The sequence below is a fragment of the Psychrobacter sp. UBA3480 genome (assembly GCF_002377945.1).
Lineage (GTDB): Bacteria > Pseudomonadota > Gammaproteobacteria > Pseudomonadales > Moraxellaceae > Psychrobacter.
Window position 1 is genome coordinate 26,663 of sequence record NZ_DFQV01000022.1, and the last position, 16,201, is coordinate 42,863.

Consider the following 16,201-nt stretch of genomic DNA (forward strand, 5'->3'; position numbering starts at 1 on the left):
ATGTCAACTAAATGTGCTATAGAGTGCAACTATGCTAAATGACAGCATACTATTTATAACAAGCGATTCTACAGTCTAAATAAATGCGGATACAGCGCTTCTTTGATCGTGTTATCAAGCTTAGTCACTTTATTGAGGTTAAAGTCGTAACCTCTAAAATGCTGGCGCGCTTTTGCTACTATCTCGCCCGTGTGCATCCGTGTGACTTTTAGGATTATATTACCGCCATTATCATATATTGGCTCAACACCAACTTCAAATAACAACTCTTCTCGTACGCGGATACGGCTCACAATATCTAGCTGCAATTTATCAATAATCAAGCCTTGATGGTCTGCGTTGATTTCTTTGACACCTTTAGCGTATAGAAACCTTAGCCGTGCTTCGGACAATAGCGCTGTCAGAGATTCGACCGTCATGTGTTGTCCTGCGTCGGCTTCCGTATGACGCACACGCATCACTGTCTCAAAAACAAACAAGTCGTCGTCGAATACTAACTCTTGTTTTGACACACTATCTCCTAGAGTGATGGCCAAATATGGTTCTATTTATCATGCCGTAGGTTAGCAGCACTGTTATCGTTATAGCTATACATTACAGCCTAAGTATTCATGGTGAAAAAGCGGGTTTTAATAGTATTTATATAAAGATATAGCTCAGTCTCTACTTAAGCACAGCTTAGGCTGACATTCAATCTATTTGGATAAAAATCAGCCGTTTTATTAAGGCTTTTAAGAGAGCTGCTATCGCTTATTTGATGCTGATTACTTGTCTATATTGTCTACTAAAACCTCGCCAAAACTTTACTTGGCAAAACAAGGCACTATCTGCTAAAATAGCGCCTCCCACCTCGAGGCAAATAGAGTTTTAGTGGTTATTTATATAACGATTATTCAGTATGACTATTTGACGACCAGGTTCTAAAACAGAAAAAGAGGCAAATCATCATGAAAGTTAAGATGAAAACCAGAAGCGGCGCAGCTAAACGCTTCAAAAAAACAGCGAATGGCTTCAAGCGTAAGCAAGCATTCAAAAGCCATATTTTGACCAAGAAATCAGCTAAGCGTATTCGCCAATTGCGTGGTCTTAAGTTGGTACATAAATCTGACGAAGCAGCAGTTCGTCGTATGTGCCCATACATCTAATAGCCTACTGTCATCTATCTTTGATTGAAAACTATCTGATGAAATGATATTTGACTTTGCAATCTGACAATGATGTTTGTTATTTAACGGCATCATCACTCGCTTAACAGTGATTAAAAAATCTTGGAGTAAATTATGGCCCGTGTAAAACGTGGTGTACAGGCAAATCGCCGTCACAAAAAAATCTTAAAGCGCGCAAAAGGCTACTACGGTGCCCGTTCACGTGTTTACCGCGTAGCGGTACAGGCAGTGACCAAAGCTGGTCAATATGCTTATCGTGACCGTCGCAACAAGAAACGTACTTTCCGTCGTCTTTGGATCGCACGTATCAATGCTGGTGCACGCTTAAACGGCTTAAGCTATAGCCGCTTTATCAATGGCATGAAAAAAGCAAACATCGCAATCGATCGTCGCGTTCTAGCAGACATCGCTATGCATGATGCAGCGACTTTCACAGCATTGGTCGAAAAAGCAAAAGCGGAATTGGCCTAAATATTAACCGTCCTTTAGGTATGATGCTTTTAAATAATTATTTATAAGCAATTGTCTAAATGGATAGGACTAATATTGATTAATAGTATGATATTAATAAAAGCTACCGCTGGTCGGTGGCTTTTTTTATATTAAATTATTTTAAGCGTGCTCTATATTGAACTTTGTAGAGCAAAAATACGCTTATCATCGTCTAAATATTCAAGCCATTCTTATAACCAGCCTTTATATTAATCTTTTATATAAACATAACTGGATAAATGGTTTGCAATATTTAGTCAAATCCCTACAATTAATAGTCCGTTCAAATCAGGAATAATGCGTCTTATGACTAACCCTGCTGCCACCAACGACTTGTCGGCGCTACCGACCTTGTCTTCAGAGCTCAATGAGCTCAACGAAGCTCAGCTTACCGAATTTTCGAGTGCTGCTGAAGCTCTAATCCTACAAGTAACTGATGCGCGTACACTGCAAGATTTGCGTGTGCAATTGACTGGTAAAAAGAGTCCATTAACGGGCTGGTCAAAGCAGATGGGCAAGCTCGATGCTGATGATAAAAAAACTTATGGCGGCTGGTTACATCAAGTGCGTAGTCGCATTCAGCAAGCATTAACCGATAAACAGCAACAACTAGAAGTCGCAGCGCTCAATGCCAAGTTGGAGGCCGAGAGCATTGATATTACTTTGCCTGCTCGCGGTGGTCAAAAAGGTCATCTGCATCCAGTAACTATGATTACTCAGCGTATGCAGCAGTACTTTATTCAAGCGGGTTTCAATGTCGCAACCGGTCCTGAAGTCGAGAGCGACTACTATAATTTTGAAGCGTTGAATATCCCGTCGCACCATCCTGCGCGCGCGATGCACGATACCTTTTATTTTGATGCGCATTATCTACTGCGTACGCATACCAGTCCTGTCCAGATTCGTACCATGGAAAAAAATGAGCCGCCGATTCGCATCATTTGCCCAGGCCGTGTTTATCGTAATGATTCAGACCAAACTCATTCGCCGATGTTCCATCAGCTAGAAGGCCTTATGGTCACCGAGTCGAGCACTTTTGCTGAGCTAAAAGGTTTAATCAGTGAGTTTCTAGAAGCGTTTTTTGCCAAAGAGCTGACCGTACGTTTCCGTCCTTCGTTCTTCCCGTTCACTGAGCCGTCTGCAGAAGTGGATATCTTAGATGACAATGGCAAGTGGCTTGAAGTGATGGGCTGCGGCATGGTACATCCACAGGTATTGACCAATTGCGGTATCGATAGCGACAAATACACTGGCTTTGCTTTTGGTATGGGTATCGAGCGCTTTGCGATGCTGTATTACGGTATTGATGACTTGCGTTTGTTTTTCCAAAATGACGTGCGCTTCTTAAAGCAATTTGGCTAGAGTTTTCCTTATAACTATTATAGTCAGTTTAATTTATTTTAGATGCACGGAAGGCGAGTGAAAGTGCTACAAATCGTAGACTGAACGAGCCTGACGCTGTATCTAATTTATATAGGATTGACTATAGCAAGTGAATTCGCCAAGCTTTACTCCAACATCTTTATTATAAAATTCTGATCCGAGATATTTATGAAAATTAGCGAACAGTGGCTACGTCAGTGGGTAAACCCTACAAATACTAGCGAACAGTTAGCCGAACAGTTGACTATGGCAGGTCTTGAGATTGATGATCGCTATGCGGTTGCCCGTGCTTTTAGCGGTGTGGTTGTCGGTGAAGTCATCAGCGTTGAGCAGCATCCTGATGCAGATAAATTACGTGTCACTCAGGTAAATACCGGTGATGCTGAGCCGCTACAAATTGTCTGCGGCGCGCCCAATGTGACCGTCGGTATGAAAGCACCGGTTGCTACCGTTGGTGCGGTATTACCAAGCGATGACGCTAGTAATGGTAAAGCGGGCTTTAAAATTAAAAAAAGCAAACTACGCGGTGTTGCCTCAAACGGCATGCTATGCGGCGCTTCTGAAATTGATTTAGTCGATGATATAGATGGCTTGCTTGAGCTGCCTGAAGATGCACCAGTTGGTACAGATATTCGCGAATATCTAGGTTTAGATAATCAAATATTGGATATCTCTATCACCCCAAACCGTGGTGATTGCTTTAGCGTACGTGGTATCGCTCGTGAAATATCTGTCATCAACGACTTACCTGTACAAATGCCAGAAATCTCGGCCAATACAGCTGGCACTGCTGCAACGCCAGCTGTGACAGTCGATGCAAAGGAAGCGTGTCCTCGCTATCTGTTGCAATCGATTCGCAATATTGATCGTAGCATTGATACTCCGAAATGGATGCAAGATGCGCTGGTACAGTCAGGACTACGTTCACACAACTTCTTGGTCGATGTGACCAACTATGTATTGATGGAATTGGGTCAACCGTTACATGCGTTTGACGCAGACACGATCGAAGGTGATATCGTTGTACGTTTGGCACAGCCTGATGAAACCATTACTTTGCTGAATGAGCAAACCGTTACCTTGACGGGTGATGAGCTTGTGATTGCTGATGATAAAGGTGCCTTGGCACTGGCTGGTATTATGGGTGGTCAGCGTAGCAGTGTCACTGATAGCACTACCAATATCGTTGTAGAAAGTGCTTTCTTTAATCAGCTCGCTATCGCTGCGCGCGCACGCCGTTTTGGGCTACATACGGACGCATCACAGCGTTTTGAGCGCGGCGTCGACTTTGAATTGCCAGCATTGGCGTTGGCACGAGCTTGTGATTTAATCACCAGTATTACTGGCGGGGAAGCAGGTCAAATAGTCACGGCCGAAAACCTTGAGCATTTGCCAGCACGCGCACCGATTACATTGCCAATCGCGAAAGTTCGTGATGTCATTGGGATTGATATTGAGCCATCTGAGATGGTACGTATCTTGACCCAACTGGGTTTTGACGTAGAGCAGCAGAGCGATTCACTGATTTGTAAGCCACCATCTTATCGTTTTGATATGAGTATCAAAGAAGACTTAATCGAAGAGATTGCTCGTATCTATGGCTACGACAATATTCCAAGCGTCCTGCCACATTTGCAAGTCAGTATGGATTATGATGATACTGCAGATTTGACGCATGAGATGAAGCTATCATTAGTCGACAACGGCTATATGGAAGCGATTAGCTTTAGCTTTAGTGATGCAAAACTAGAAGCATTGCTTGACGACGAAGCGCTAGGGGAGGTGTTGGCACTGGCAAACCCTATCTCTAGTGATTTAGCCGTTATGCGTCGTACCTTGCTATCGAGCCTACTGCCTTGCGTTCAATATAACTTGAATCGTCAGCAGCCGCGCGTACGTTTTTTTGAAACGGGTCTTAGCTTTGTTGGACAAAGTATTAGTGACTTAGTACAAACGCCAAGTATTGCTTTAGTCGCAGTTGGTGATATATGGAGCGAGCAAGCTTATCAAAACCGCGCCTTAGATTTTTATGACCTAAAGCATGATATTGAGCAGCTATTACCAGCACAAATCGATAGCGCACGTATCCGCTATGAGCGTAGTACGCTGAGTTTCCTGCATCCAGGACAAAGCGCTGAGTTATACATCGATGATATATACGTTGGTTGGTTGGGTCAGTTGCACCCAAATACTGCTAAGCAGTTAGATCTGCCGACTACATGGGTCGCTCAATTGTCACTGGCACCGCTATTGACGATTGCACGTGAGCAGCATGCTATCACGACACCAAGCAAATTCCCGCAAGTACGCCGCGATATTGCTATCTTGGTAGACAGTGACATCAGTTTGCAAACACTAGAGACAACGGTGCGAACTGCGGCAGGTGATTTGTTAACTGATTTTTGGTTATTTGATGTTTATCAAGGTGACAAAGTACCAGCAGGTCAGCGCTCACTAGCGTTTGCACTGATATGGCAAGATAGTACGCAAACATTGTCTGACGAAGCCGTCAAGACTGTCACAGATAAAGTGGTACAAGCGCTAACTGACCAGCATTCTGTACAGCTGCGCGACAGCTAACATTTAGTAAGTATTATACCCAATGCTCTGTAGTCTTTTTACCATGAGGCTACGGAGCATTGCTATTCATAGAATAAGTTAAGTGGTTATTAATAAAGGATTTTAATGAAGACTTTGTTAAAAAATGGTCAAAAAACCTTTATAATAGCTAGCCTTAACCCTCATACCGCTAAACCATGATATTCGACATCACGACATAGCATAGGAGTCGTACTGTGAGCACCTTAACCAAATCTGACATGATTGAGCATTTAATGAGTCACCTAAACCTAACACGCCAAGAAGGCCGCTGTCTGGTGGAGAACTTTTTTGATGAGCTGTCAGAGAGTTTGATTGATGGCAAAGAGGTCAAGCTTTCAGGCTTTGGCAACTTTGAGCTTAAAGATAAAAACAGCCGTCCAGGCCGTAACCCGAAAACAGGGGAGCCTGTTGCAGTATCCGCGCGCCGTGTGGTTACTTTTAAGACAGGGCAGAAATTTCGTCAGAAGGTTGACGAGCGTTTGTTTGATAGCTAATACCTAGTTTGGCACTGCGCTGAACGATAGTGTGTCTGTTTTATCGTGAGTTTATAAGAATGCTAGTGCGTATTTGCACTTAGTTATTTTTGCGTACATCTATGTATTTCGATATTGCAGCACGCATCGCATATTAGAGTTATCTATAAAGTAGAAACCTACTAAAATCATAAATAATAGACATAAAAAAAGAGAGCATAGGCTCTCTTTTTTTTACTACAGTTTATCTATTGTATGAACAATAAATTACTGAGCTTCTTCAACTACTACTTCGTCAGAAGCTTCAACAGCAGCAGTATCAGTTTCGCTAGCTACGTCTACGCTAGTGGTGTCGCCGTCTACAGGAACTTCAGCGTCCATTTCGTCAGTAGCAGTTGCTTCTTGAGCATCAGCGATGTCAGCTTCAGCGCCAGCAACAGCAGCGTCAGCATCAGCAGTCATTTCGCCTTCAGCAGCAGCTTCGTTTAGCTCTTCAGAAGCGTCTTGCACTTCTTCTTGCGCGTCAGATAAATCTTCAGCAGCGTTTTCTTTGCTGCTATCACAGGCAGTAAGGCCCATAGTTGCAGTCATGATACCAGCTAGAGCAAGTAATTTAAGTTTCATATGGTTTTCTCCGGAAAAATGAAATGAGCAGTAGCAGCAACAAAGGTCGAAATCCGAGATTTCCCAGAATTCAACTAGTCTTAGTCACAGCTACTCAGCTTCCACGCATTCTATAGGTTTTCTAAGTAAATAGAAATAGCCTGTACAATTAAGTAACAATAAAATTTAAAATAATATTTTACTTTCTCTATTCGATATACTTTTTAATACAAGAGGCTAGATTAATCGACGTATAATCAATGACATCAGAGGGATTAAGACCTCTTTTAGTTCTCATTTTTTGTCTCGAATTTTCGATATTAGCCCCGTTTTTATGGGTAAGAATTGAATTAAATAGTCCGATTATGGTCCTATATTACATAAATCCTAGTTAAGTTAGCAATTTTATAGGTTTCTACTTGCTTTTAGGATAGTAGACTAGGTCATAGCGTAAATTAACTGGCCAAATAATATATAACATCAGTAATGATTAATAGAAGTAGTGGTTAATAGAGATAGTGGTTAGTAGAAATAACGAATCAATCTATATTTGAGGAATAGAATTATGAAATGGCAAGGTAGACGAGGTAGTTCGAATGTGCGCTCTAGCACAGGTGGCGGTAAGATGATTGGCGGTGGTATTGGTGGCATTATCATCGCAGGTATTTTATGGTTGGTATTTGGGGTAAACCCAATGACCGCATTACAGACAGGACAGGCGGTCACAGGTAGTGGTAGTGAGTCATCTACTGAGCTGGCAACCAGCACAGACCGAGACACGCAGTTTGTGAAAGTTGTATTGGCAGATACAGAAGAAGTCTGGCATCAAATCTTTAATGAAGCTGGTAGCACTTATCAAGAGCCGTCATTGATTTTGTTTAATGGTCAAGTCAGCTCAGCATGTGGTAGTGCTAGCTCTGCAACGGGGCCATTTTATTGCCCAGGGGATCAGACTGTTTATTTGGATACATCATTCTTTGTAGAGATGCGTCAGAATCTTGGTATTTCAGGCGATCAGCAAGGCTCTGGTGGTCAAGAGAACCAAGGCAAGGCTGGCGATTTCGCACAGGCCTACGTGATAGCACATGAAGTAGGTCATCATGTTCAGACGCTACTAGGCATTAGCCAACAGGTCAATGAAGCTCGTCAGCAAGTGACTCAAGCACAGTCCAATAAGCTGTCAGTATTGCAAGAGTTACAGGCGGATTGTTTTGCTGGTGTATGGGCACAGCGCAATCAAGAGCGCGTACAGTTTTTAGAGGCTGGTGATCTTGATGAAGCGGTGAATGCAGCTAGTCAAATCGGTGATGATCGTCTGGCAAAAGCGAGTGGTGGTGCAGTAGTACCTGATAACTTTACTCATGGTACCAGTCAACAACGTGTCGAATGGTTCACCCGTGGTCTAGAAAGCGGTAACGTACAATCTTGCGATACGTTCAGCGGTGCACTTTAATGGCCATAGATATTAATAACTGTGTATTTGACTAACGATGTTTTTTAATACTAATGTTTTTGATTATAAGTCTAGCGCATGGACTTATAATCAAAATTAAGACATAAAAAAGCCTGCAACGAATTGCAGGCTTTTTATCATACCTTATCTTATATTACTCAATCAATTATCAAGTAACATCAGCGTAGAAAGACTTAGTTGTTGTCAAGAACATAACCACCAGCACCGCCGATCGCTGCACCAGCCAATGCGCCACGAGCGATATCTTTGCTGTCGCCTTTGCTTTTAATAAGAGCACCAGCTGCTGCGCCAGCAGTAGCACCTTTAGCTGTGTTGCTCATACCGCTATAAGAGTTACAACCAGTCATGATTAGGGCTGAGCTAGTAATTGCAGTCATTGCGATCGTTTTAGCAAATTTCATATTATCACCTATTAAGTCATCAAGTTTAAAATACAATACCTTCAAAATACTGTGCCCATGATATTTTCAAGTATATTCCTACTGTCTGTCATAATAGTCGGTTACTAATAATATAGTCGTAGTAAAAACGCTAAACTTTGCAAACAAGATGTAAGCGATGTTGCCGTACTGTATCATCAGCAATGCCTATGAACGACAGTGCAGATTACGTCCTAATGGGTCTAACTATTAATATCTTGATACTGCCATAAAAAAGACTACCCATAGGTAGTCTTAATATTAAAGCAAAGCTGAATATGGCTAGCAAACTAATCAATAATTAGTTTTGTGATTTACGCTTCATTTGCTCGAAGAATTCATCATTGGTTTTCGCTTCTTTTAAGCGATCCAACAAGAACTCAGTGGCTTGTACGCCATCCATCGGTTGAAGTAGTTTGCGTAAAATCCATACTTTACGCAGCTTGTCTTCGTCCAATAAACGCTCTTCGCGGCGTGTACCAGATTTTTTGATATTAATCGCAGGGAATACACGTTTTTCAGCCAAGTCACGCTCAAGCGTAATTTCTTGGTTACCCGTTCCCTTAAATTCTTCAAAAATAACGCTATCCATCTTACTACCAGTATCAATCAATGCACTGGCAATAATGGTCAAACTACCACCTTCTTCCACGTTACGCGCAGCACCAAAGAAACGTTTTGGACGCTCTAGGGCGTTGGCATCCAGACCACCCGTCAATACTTTACCTGACGATGGGATGACCGTATTATAAGCACGTGCTAGACGCGTAATTGAATCAAGTAAAATCACCACGTCTTGCTTGTGTTCAACCAAACGTTTGGCCTTTTCGATGACCATTTCAGCCACTTGTACGTGACGCTGTGGCGGCTCATCAAAAGTAGAAGCAACCACTTCACCGCGTACCGTACGTACCATTTCGGTCACTTCTTCTGGACGCTCATCAATCAATAGTACGATTAAATAACATTCAGGGTTGTTACGAGTGATTGATTGCGCGATGGTCTGTAGCAACATCGTTTTACCCGCTTTTGGCGGTGCGACGATGATAGAACGCTGACCTTTACCAATCGGAGCGATTAGATCGATGATACGGCCAGTCAAATCTTCAGTGGTTCCGTTACCAAGCTCAAGTTTTAAATGCTCAGTTGGGAATAGGGGTGTCAGGTTCTCAAAGATAAGCTTATGACGTGAGCGATCTGGCGTATCAAAGTTGATTTCGCCAACTTTTAATAATGCAAAATAACGCTCAGAATCCTTTGGTGGACGAATCGTACCAGCGATACTGTCACCAGTTTTTAGACTGAAACGGCGAATCTGGCTTGGGCTGACATAAATATCATCAGGACCGGCTAAATATGAGCCTTCTGATGAGCGCAAAAATCCAAAACCATCAGGAAGAACCTCAAGTACGCCGTCACCATAGATGGCTTCACCGTTACGCGCATGGGTTTTTAGAATAGCAAAGATAATGTCCTGTTTACGGCTACGCGCCATATTATCAAGACCCATTTCTTTGGCGATAGCCAATAGCTCAGCGATTGATTTTTTCTTTAATTCAGTAAGATTCATAGATAGGTCATTAGCAATTGATCAGATGAGAGATGCCATTAGCAGCACAAGTCACGACAGTGATTAAAATAACGGTAATATGATGATATGGGTGTGTGCACAGCGCTGTAGTTTATGTAGTTTTGGTTTTATATGTCTGCTTATGTACGCATTGCCATCATTGGAGGCAAGGTAATAAGAAATAAGGATAAAAAAGGCTACATAAGAGTCTGCGTCAAAAACTCAATATCAGTAATTGCGTTTAGTCATTTTGTTCAGCAATGGTGTTTATAATGACGATTGTGTTTTTGTTGATAAACACGAGGAGAATAGCGACAAGATACTTAGGAAAACAGTTGGTTTTCTCTTGTCAGCAGACTATACGGTCTTCACAATAGCGTTGTCAATAAATTTTGCCAAAAAAGTCATATTATCGAGTTTTTTGCACAAAAAACAAGCAAAAAAGCCACTATCTTGGTTAGATAATGGCTTTCTCGGTTATTCTATTTTACCCGATCAAGGTAATCTAGAGCTGGCAAATGTAACTTATAAATGCTTGTCTAATACTTTAGCCAATTCAGCTTTTGGCTGTAGGCCCATTACTGAATCAACTTTTTCGCCATCTTTAAATACAAATAGCGTTGGGATGTTACGAATACCAAAACGGCTGGCCGCTTGTGGGTTGTTGTCTACGTCTACTTTAACGATTTTAACTTTACCTTGGTACTCAGTCGCTAGATCTTCTAAAATAGGAGCGATGGCTTTACAAGGACCACACCATGGTGCCCAGAAGTCTACTAGTACAGGTACGTCTGATTGTAGAACGTCTTGATCAAAGTCTGTGTCGGTAGTATGTACAATAAGGTCTGACATAATTTTATCTCTCTTGTTTTATTACTTCTATCACCACTCATCAACCTATATATTGGTTTAATAATAAATCAGTTGGTGGTCAAAGAATTGTTTAGAAGGGGTGAAAATGTGCCATTATATTAACATGTTTGCCCTAATTTGACAGATACAGGCTGGTTAAATTGTTTAACAACTAGTATTAGCACAATAAATCGAAACGGTGCAGCACAAGAGTGTCTAATCTGTTATTTAATACGATTATCCTTATCAAAGTATGTATCTCAGCACTATAGAAGTCGTATTTTATACTTTGTTTATATAGTAGTTAGTGATTAGTAGCTAGCGATATTAATAACGTTAAAAATCAATCAAAGTTTTGCCTTTTTATCCAAATAACCGTTGTTCATAAAATGGCTATCGTGCCAAATATAGCTGTCGTGTCCAAAAGATTAGTCACCAAAAATCCTTATCTTAAAACCAATTTACATAAGTAGTTAAATTTATGCCTTTTACCGATGAAGAAGTTAATGCCCTCAATGCCCAAGAAAGTGCTTATCCGCTTGAGTTTTTTAAAAATTTTGCGCAAGAAATTACGGTTTACGAAGACGATGACATTTGGGTGGTTGATAAACCTGCAGGCCTATTGAGCGTCGATGGTAAAACACTCAAAGTCAGTCTGCTTGCTCGTCTTGAGCGTGCCAATCCAGCTGTCAAATTGATTCATCGTTTAGATATGGACACCTCAGGACTGCTTATTTTTGCAAAAAATGCAGCAGCGCAAACCAATATCAGTAAGCAATTCATCGAACGTTTACCGCAAAAAAAATACCAAGCACGTGTCTTTGGTGAGTGGGGGCAAGTCGGCGCAACTGGTGAGATATCGGTGCCAGTGCGCTATGAGCCAAGTACCAAACCGCGCCATATCGTCGATCACGACTGGTCAAAGCATGCGCTAACCTTATATGAAGTTGTGGCTCACGAAACCTGTAATGGCGAGGCAGTCACTCGGGTCATGCTAAAGCCAGTCACGGGACGCAGTCATCAGCTACGCGTACATATGGTGCACGTCGATCATGTGATGATTGGCGATCCGATTTATGCTGAAGGTGCTGCATTAGAGATAGCCCCAAGGCTCAACTTACATGCACAGCAATTACGTTTAAAGCATCCAGTACTGGGTGCTTGGATGGACTGGGAGAGTCCCTGCCCATTTTAAAACGTTAGATTTTACCGCTTACTGTTAATAGATGCGATAAACGGCTCTAAAGCCAGCTATAAAATGCCAGTCATGCAAATACAAGGATGAAAGTATGCTTGATATCACCACTACCAAACAGGCCATTAAAAATCGCTTTAAAGGTAAAAAGTCAAAGACGGACAAAGTAGCCGATTATGAAGTATTGATTATCGGTGCGGGTATCGCAGGTATTGGTATGGCTTGCCGTTTACAGCAACAGCAGCATAAAGGCCTATTCGGTCATAAAGCTTCAAAAAAGCAAAAGCAGGCAAAACCGACTAATAAGCAAAAACCTCCACAGCGCTTTGCTATCTTAGAAAAGCGTGCTGATTTGGGTGGTACATGGGATTTATTTACCTATCCGGGGATTCGCTCTGACTCTGACGCCTTGACCTTTGGTTATAACTTTAGGCCGTGGCTTGATTATAGAATGCTTGCAGCAGGCGATGATATCAAACGCTATATCGCTGATACGGCACGCGAGTTTGGGGTGACCGAACATATCCATTATCAGCATGAAGTTCAGCAGATATCATGGTCTAGTGAGAATCAACAGTGGTCAGCAACCATCAAAAATCATGCAAGCGGTGAGAGGTTTGTTAAGACTGCCAAGTTTATCGTAGGTGCCACTGGTTATTATGATTATGAGCAAGGCTATCGTCCTCATTTTGAAGGAGAGGAGGATTTTCACGGTCAAATCGTCCATCCACAGCACTGGAATAATCTAGACTATAATGATAAAAAAGTCGTCGTTATTGGTAGTGGTGCCACGGCGATGACGTTGCTACCTGCGCTAGTAGATAAAGACAATAATCAGTGTGCGCGTCATGTCACGATGCTGCAGCGTACGCCGACCTATGTGGCAAGCGTGCCGGGTGATGACCATGCTATTGACTGGTTATCAGGCAAGTTTTCACCATTATCAAAGGAGCAAGCTTATACGGTACTGCGCGCGCGTAACGTGTTGAGACAGCAAGGCCTGTACAAAGTTGCGACTCATGCACCCAAGGTGATGAAGGCAGTCTTAAGAAGTGGGGTGAAAAAAGAGCTGAAAGGTAGCGGCGTCGATAGCAAGCATTTTATGCCTGACTATAATCCGTGGGATCAACGAGTATGTGCGGTACCTGACGGTGATTTATTCAAAGCCCTGCAGGACAAACGCGCAACAGTAGTGACCGATCAAATCAGTCACTTTACGGCAACGGGAATTATGCTGCAATCTGGCCAGCATCTCGACGCTGATATCATCGTTACCGCGACTGGCTTAAAGCTACAGATGTTGGGCGGGGCAGCGGTATATATCGATGGTCAAGCTGTCGATATTGGCACGCGTATGACCTACAAAGCGGTTATGATAGAAGGCATACCTAATCTGGCGGCACTGTTTGGCTATACCAATGCCTCATGGACACTTAAAATTGACTTGGCTTGTCAGTATGTAGTGAGGCTGCTGGGGTATATGCATAAAAACCGCTATCAAGTTGCATTACCACAAGCACAGACTGCAGATATGACAGCCTATGCTCAAGCATATACTGTGATGGGTTCGCTATCGTCTGGATATGTCAACCGCGGCAAAGACGAGCTGCCTAAACAAGGAGATCGCTATCCTTGGTTCGTGACCAACAACTATCTAAGCGATCGAATCATGCTTAAGTATCGCAAGATAAAAGACGATTGGTTACGATTTAGTCGTTAGTATCTTGATAATTATTGTTGATGGTTATTGATGAAGTCAGCGACTTGCTTGCTCAACATCTGCCACAAGGTCTCCTGGGCACTTTTGCTACCCCATGCATTGTGCGGACTAAAGATAACACGCGGATGGTCGCTGATACTGAGCAGTGGGTCATTGTCAGCGATCGGTTCTTGTTCAAACACATCGCTAGCATAGCCGATGATCTGCTCATTGTTAATCGCGTCAGTTAATGCTTGGCTATCAACGATGCCGCCACGTGCGACGTTGACGATGAGCGGTTGTTTAACCATTTTTGCTAGAGTATCTTTATTAATAAGATGCTCAGTTTTTTCATTCAATGGACAGTGTAGACTGATCACATCCGCACGCGCTAGCACTTCATCAAACGCGGTATAGTCGTCGCTGCGTGGTTCACGTCCTTGGTGCTCTGCCCATAGTACGGTCATACCAAAGGCACGAGCAATCTCGGTCACGCGCTTGCCGATGGTGCCAATACCGATAATACCTAACGTCTTATCTTCCAAATCAATCAGCGGAATATCCAACAGGCAAAAATTGCCATTTGCCAGCCACGTGCCATCAGCGACTTTCTGATGGTAGTGGATGCCTGCGCGCATTGCATTTAACATAAGCATAAAGGTATGCTCGGGCACGCTTTTGACCGCATAACCAGCGACATTAAAAAGCGCGACACCGTGCTTATCGCAAGCCTTTTGATCGACGTTGTTCATACCAGTGGCAGTCAGTTGGATTAGCTTAAGCTTCGGTAGTTGCTCTATTACTTCTGCACCAATTTGGACTTTATTGGTGATAATAATGTCAGCATCTTTGCAGCGCTCAATGATAACAGCCGTGTCTTTTGGCGTGTCGTTATAAGTGATGTAATCGCTCACACCTATTGGCGCTGGCAGGTCAATACCTTCAGAAAACGTACCTTTATCTAAAAAAACGGCTTGCATGGCTAGTCCTTACTCATTGTTGTCTTATAGATAGTTAGCGAATAAATTACTATCGCATGATTTCTTATCGGCTTAATGTAGCACGTTGGTATTTTTAGTCAAAAAGAAGCAAGCAGTAAAAAGGAATTTTCACTTTATTTTTAGCGTGAAAGCAGTATCTATAAAATGGATGTTATTTTAAACAAAGAAAAGACCTCTATTCTAATATCGAAGTAGAGGTCTTTTAGTTAGATAGTGAGCTTTTTCGTTGATGCAGCTTGTATCACAAATGCTATCAAGCCAACTTTGCAAACACTGCTAATAACAAATGCTAAAAAGAAAAACGCTTGCGCAATTTACCAATAAAACTGCGTACGCGATTACTCAAATCAATGCGAACATCATTTTCAGGGTCGTGCTCTACTTCATAACGTTTCACCAAATCAGGGCTGGCTTTGAGTTTGGTATGATGCTGAAAAGCACGGTTGACGCTAATTTCTAGTAAGCTGGCACGCATCGGTTTCGGTAAGCAGCGATAGACCTGACCCTTATTAATCAAATCAATCAGCAAGCCTGCATCTTGAAATTCAGTTTGCACCAAAACGACCAAATGCGGTGCATCTTGCTTTAAAGTGAAGATTATTGGTGCGATGTTTTCGCCACTAACATTGATGTCAGTAATACATACACCAATGTCGTAGTTTGCCAGATAGTCATAAGCCTCTTCTAAGCCTTCAGCATGCAGTACCTTATAGTTATTGGAGAACTGCTTGCGAATTTGTTCGATTAGCTCATTTGTTTCATCGATAACCAACAGGGTTTGCTTATTGTCTGAGCTATCAATCTGATCGGCATCTTCATCTGGATTGTAAGTCAACGCGATTTCAGTGGCACGCCCAACCACAGCGATGAGTTCTTCAGACTTGCAGGGCTTGGTCAAATAACGATAAATCTCTCCATCGTTGATAGAACCAATAATAGCATTCAAATCGGCATAGCCCGTTAATAAAATACGCATGGTAGACGGTGATATGTCTTTTACTTCACGTAAGATATCGACACCGACACGCTCAGGCATACGTTGGTCACTGACTGCTACGTATACATGGTTGTTTTTAATATAGTCGATATATTCAGTGGGATCCGTCGTGATAAAAACGTCATGAGTTTTACGAAAGAGGAGTTTCATAGAACGTAAAATGCGTTGTTCATCGTCAATAAACGCAATTTTCGGTTTAGGTCCAGTACTTAGAGCAGAGGGTTGTATGTTGTCTTTAACTTCATTCATGATCGTATCCTTACGATGAATAATAGA

The 16,201-nt window shown here is 42.3% G+C and carries 15 protein-coding genes; 8 read left to right on the forward strand and 7 right to left on the reverse strand.

What is annotated here, in order from left to right; all coding sequences use genetic code 11:
• Window positions 1-68: 68 nt before the first annotated feature.
• The gene (locus B2863_RS10360; RefSeq protein ID WP_102093896.1) at window positions 69-512 is read right to left on the reverse strand and encodes an acyl-CoA thioesterase; all 444 of its coding nucleotides are present in this window, start codon (window positions 510-512) and stop codon (window positions 69-71) included.
• 435 nt (window positions 513-947) lie between these two features.
• Between B2863_RS10360 and rpmI the strand changes: the two genes are divergently transcribed.
• The 5 genes from rpmI to B2863_RS10385 all read left to right on the forward strand — a co-directional run bounded on the left by rpmI (window position 948) and on the right by B2863_RS10385 (window position 6,136).
• Window positions 948-1,145 carry a 50S ribosomal protein L35 gene (gene rpmI, locus B2863_RS10365; RefSeq protein WP_057761939.1) on the forward strand — a complete coding sequence of 66 codons (198 nt, stop codon included), beginning with the start codon at window positions 948-950 and terminating at the stop codon, window positions 1,143-1,145.
• A gap of 135 nt (window positions 1,146-1,280) precedes the next feature.
• On the forward strand, window positions 1,281-1,637 hold the full coding sequence (gene rplT / locus B2863_RS10370; protein ID WP_011281252.1) for a 50S ribosomal protein L20: 357 nt from the start codon (window positions 1,281-1,283) through the stop codon (window positions 1,635-1,637).
• A 327-nt stretch (window positions 1,638-1,964) separates the two neighbouring features.
• On the forward strand, window positions 1,965-3,020 hold the full coding sequence (gene pheS, locus B2863_RS10375; RefSeq protein WP_296210153.1) for a phenylalanine--tRNA ligase subunit alpha: 1,056 nt from the start codon (window positions 1,965-1,967) through the stop codon (window positions 3,018-3,020).
• Between the two features lie 189 nt (window positions 3,021-3,209).
• Entirely contained in the window at window positions 3,210-5,621 is a 2,412-nt protein-coding gene (pheT, locus tag B2863_RS10380) for a phenylalanine--tRNA ligase subunit beta (protein ID WP_296210156.1), read from the forward strand.
• Window positions 5,622-5,836: 215 nt separating this feature from the next.
• The gene (locus tag B2863_RS10385) at window positions 5,837-6,136 is read left to right on the forward strand and encodes an integration host factor subunit alpha (RefSeq protein ID WP_057761935.1); all 300 of its coding nucleotides are present in this window, start codon (window positions 5,837-5,839) and stop codon (window positions 6,134-6,136) included.
• Window positions 6,137-6,382: 246 nt separating this feature from the next.
• Here B2863_RS10385 and B2863_RS10390 read toward each other — a convergent pair whose 3' ends face one another.
• A complete protein-coding gene (locus B2863_RS10390) occupies window positions 6,383-6,739 on the reverse strand; it encodes a hypothetical protein (protein WP_165598186.1) in 357 nt (118 codons plus the stop codon).
• A gap of 544 nt (window positions 6,740-7,283) precedes the next feature.
• On the opposite strand from B2863_RS10390, the gene B2863_RS10395 reads away from it, so the two are divergent.
• The gene (locus tag B2863_RS10395) at window positions 7,284-8,171 is read left to right on the forward strand and encodes a KPN_02809 family neutral zinc metallopeptidase (protein ID WP_296210159.1); all 888 of its coding nucleotides are present in this window, start codon (window positions 7,284-7,286) and stop codon (window positions 8,169-8,171) included.
• A 194-nt stretch (window positions 8,172-8,365) separates the two neighbouring features.
• Here B2863_RS10395 and B2863_RS10400 read toward each other — a convergent pair whose 3' ends face one another.
• The 3 genes from B2863_RS10400 to trxA all read right to left on the reverse strand — a co-directional run bounded on the left by B2863_RS10400 (window position 8,366) and on the right by trxA (window position 11,033).
• Window positions 8,366-8,593: a hypothetical protein gene (locus tag B2863_RS10400; protein ID WP_057761930.1), complete on the reverse strand. Its 228-nt coding sequence runs from the start codon at window positions 8,591-8,593 to the stop codon at window positions 8,366-8,368.
• A gap of 319 nt (window positions 8,594-8,912) precedes the next feature.
• Window positions 8,913-10,181, reverse strand: a complete 1,269-nt coding sequence (gene rho / locus B2863_RS10405; protein WP_055125334.1) for a transcription termination factor Rho — start codon at window positions 10,179-10,181, stop codon at window positions 8,913-8,915.
• Between the two features lie 525 nt (window positions 10,182-10,706).
• Window positions 10,707-11,033 carry a thioredoxin gene (trxA, locus tag B2863_RS10410; RefSeq protein ID WP_057761928.1) on the reverse strand — a complete coding sequence of 109 codons (327 nt, stop codon included), beginning with the start codon at window positions 11,031-11,033 and terminating at the stop codon, window positions 10,707-10,709.
• Between the two features lie 481 nt (window positions 11,034-11,514).
• Here trxA and B2863_RS10415 point away from each other — a divergent pair, with 481 nt between their 5' ends.
• Window positions 11,515-12,228, forward strand: coding sequence for an RluA family pseudouridine synthase (locus B2863_RS10415; RefSeq protein ID WP_296210163.1), 714 nt, complete (start codon window positions 11,515-11,517; stop codon window positions 12,226-12,228).
• A gap of 217 nt (window positions 12,229-12,445) precedes the next feature.
• Window positions 12,446-13,948 carry a flavin-containing monooxygenase gene (locus B2863_RS10420; RefSeq protein WP_414706938.1) on the forward strand — a complete coding sequence of 501 codons (1,503 nt, stop codon included), beginning with the start codon at window positions 12,446-12,448 and terminating at the stop codon, window positions 13,946-13,948.
• Between the two features lie 11 nt (window positions 13,949-13,959).
• Here the strand turns inward: B2863_RS10420 and B2863_RS10425 are convergent, their stop codons facing one another.
• Both B2863_RS10425 and B2863_RS10430 read right to left on the reverse strand, forming a co-directional pair.
• Window positions 13,960-14,907, reverse strand: a complete 948-nt coding sequence (locus B2863_RS10425) for an NAD(P)-dependent oxidoreductase (RefSeq protein ID WP_296210167.1) — start codon at window positions 14,905-14,907, stop codon at window positions 13,960-13,962.
• A gap of 310 nt (window positions 14,908-15,217) precedes the next feature.
• Window positions 15,218-16,174, reverse strand: a complete 957-nt coding sequence (locus B2863_RS10430) for a response regulator (protein WP_296210170.1) — start codon at window positions 16,172-16,174, stop codon at window positions 15,218-15,220.
• Window positions 16,175-16,201: the final 27 nt, after the last annotated feature.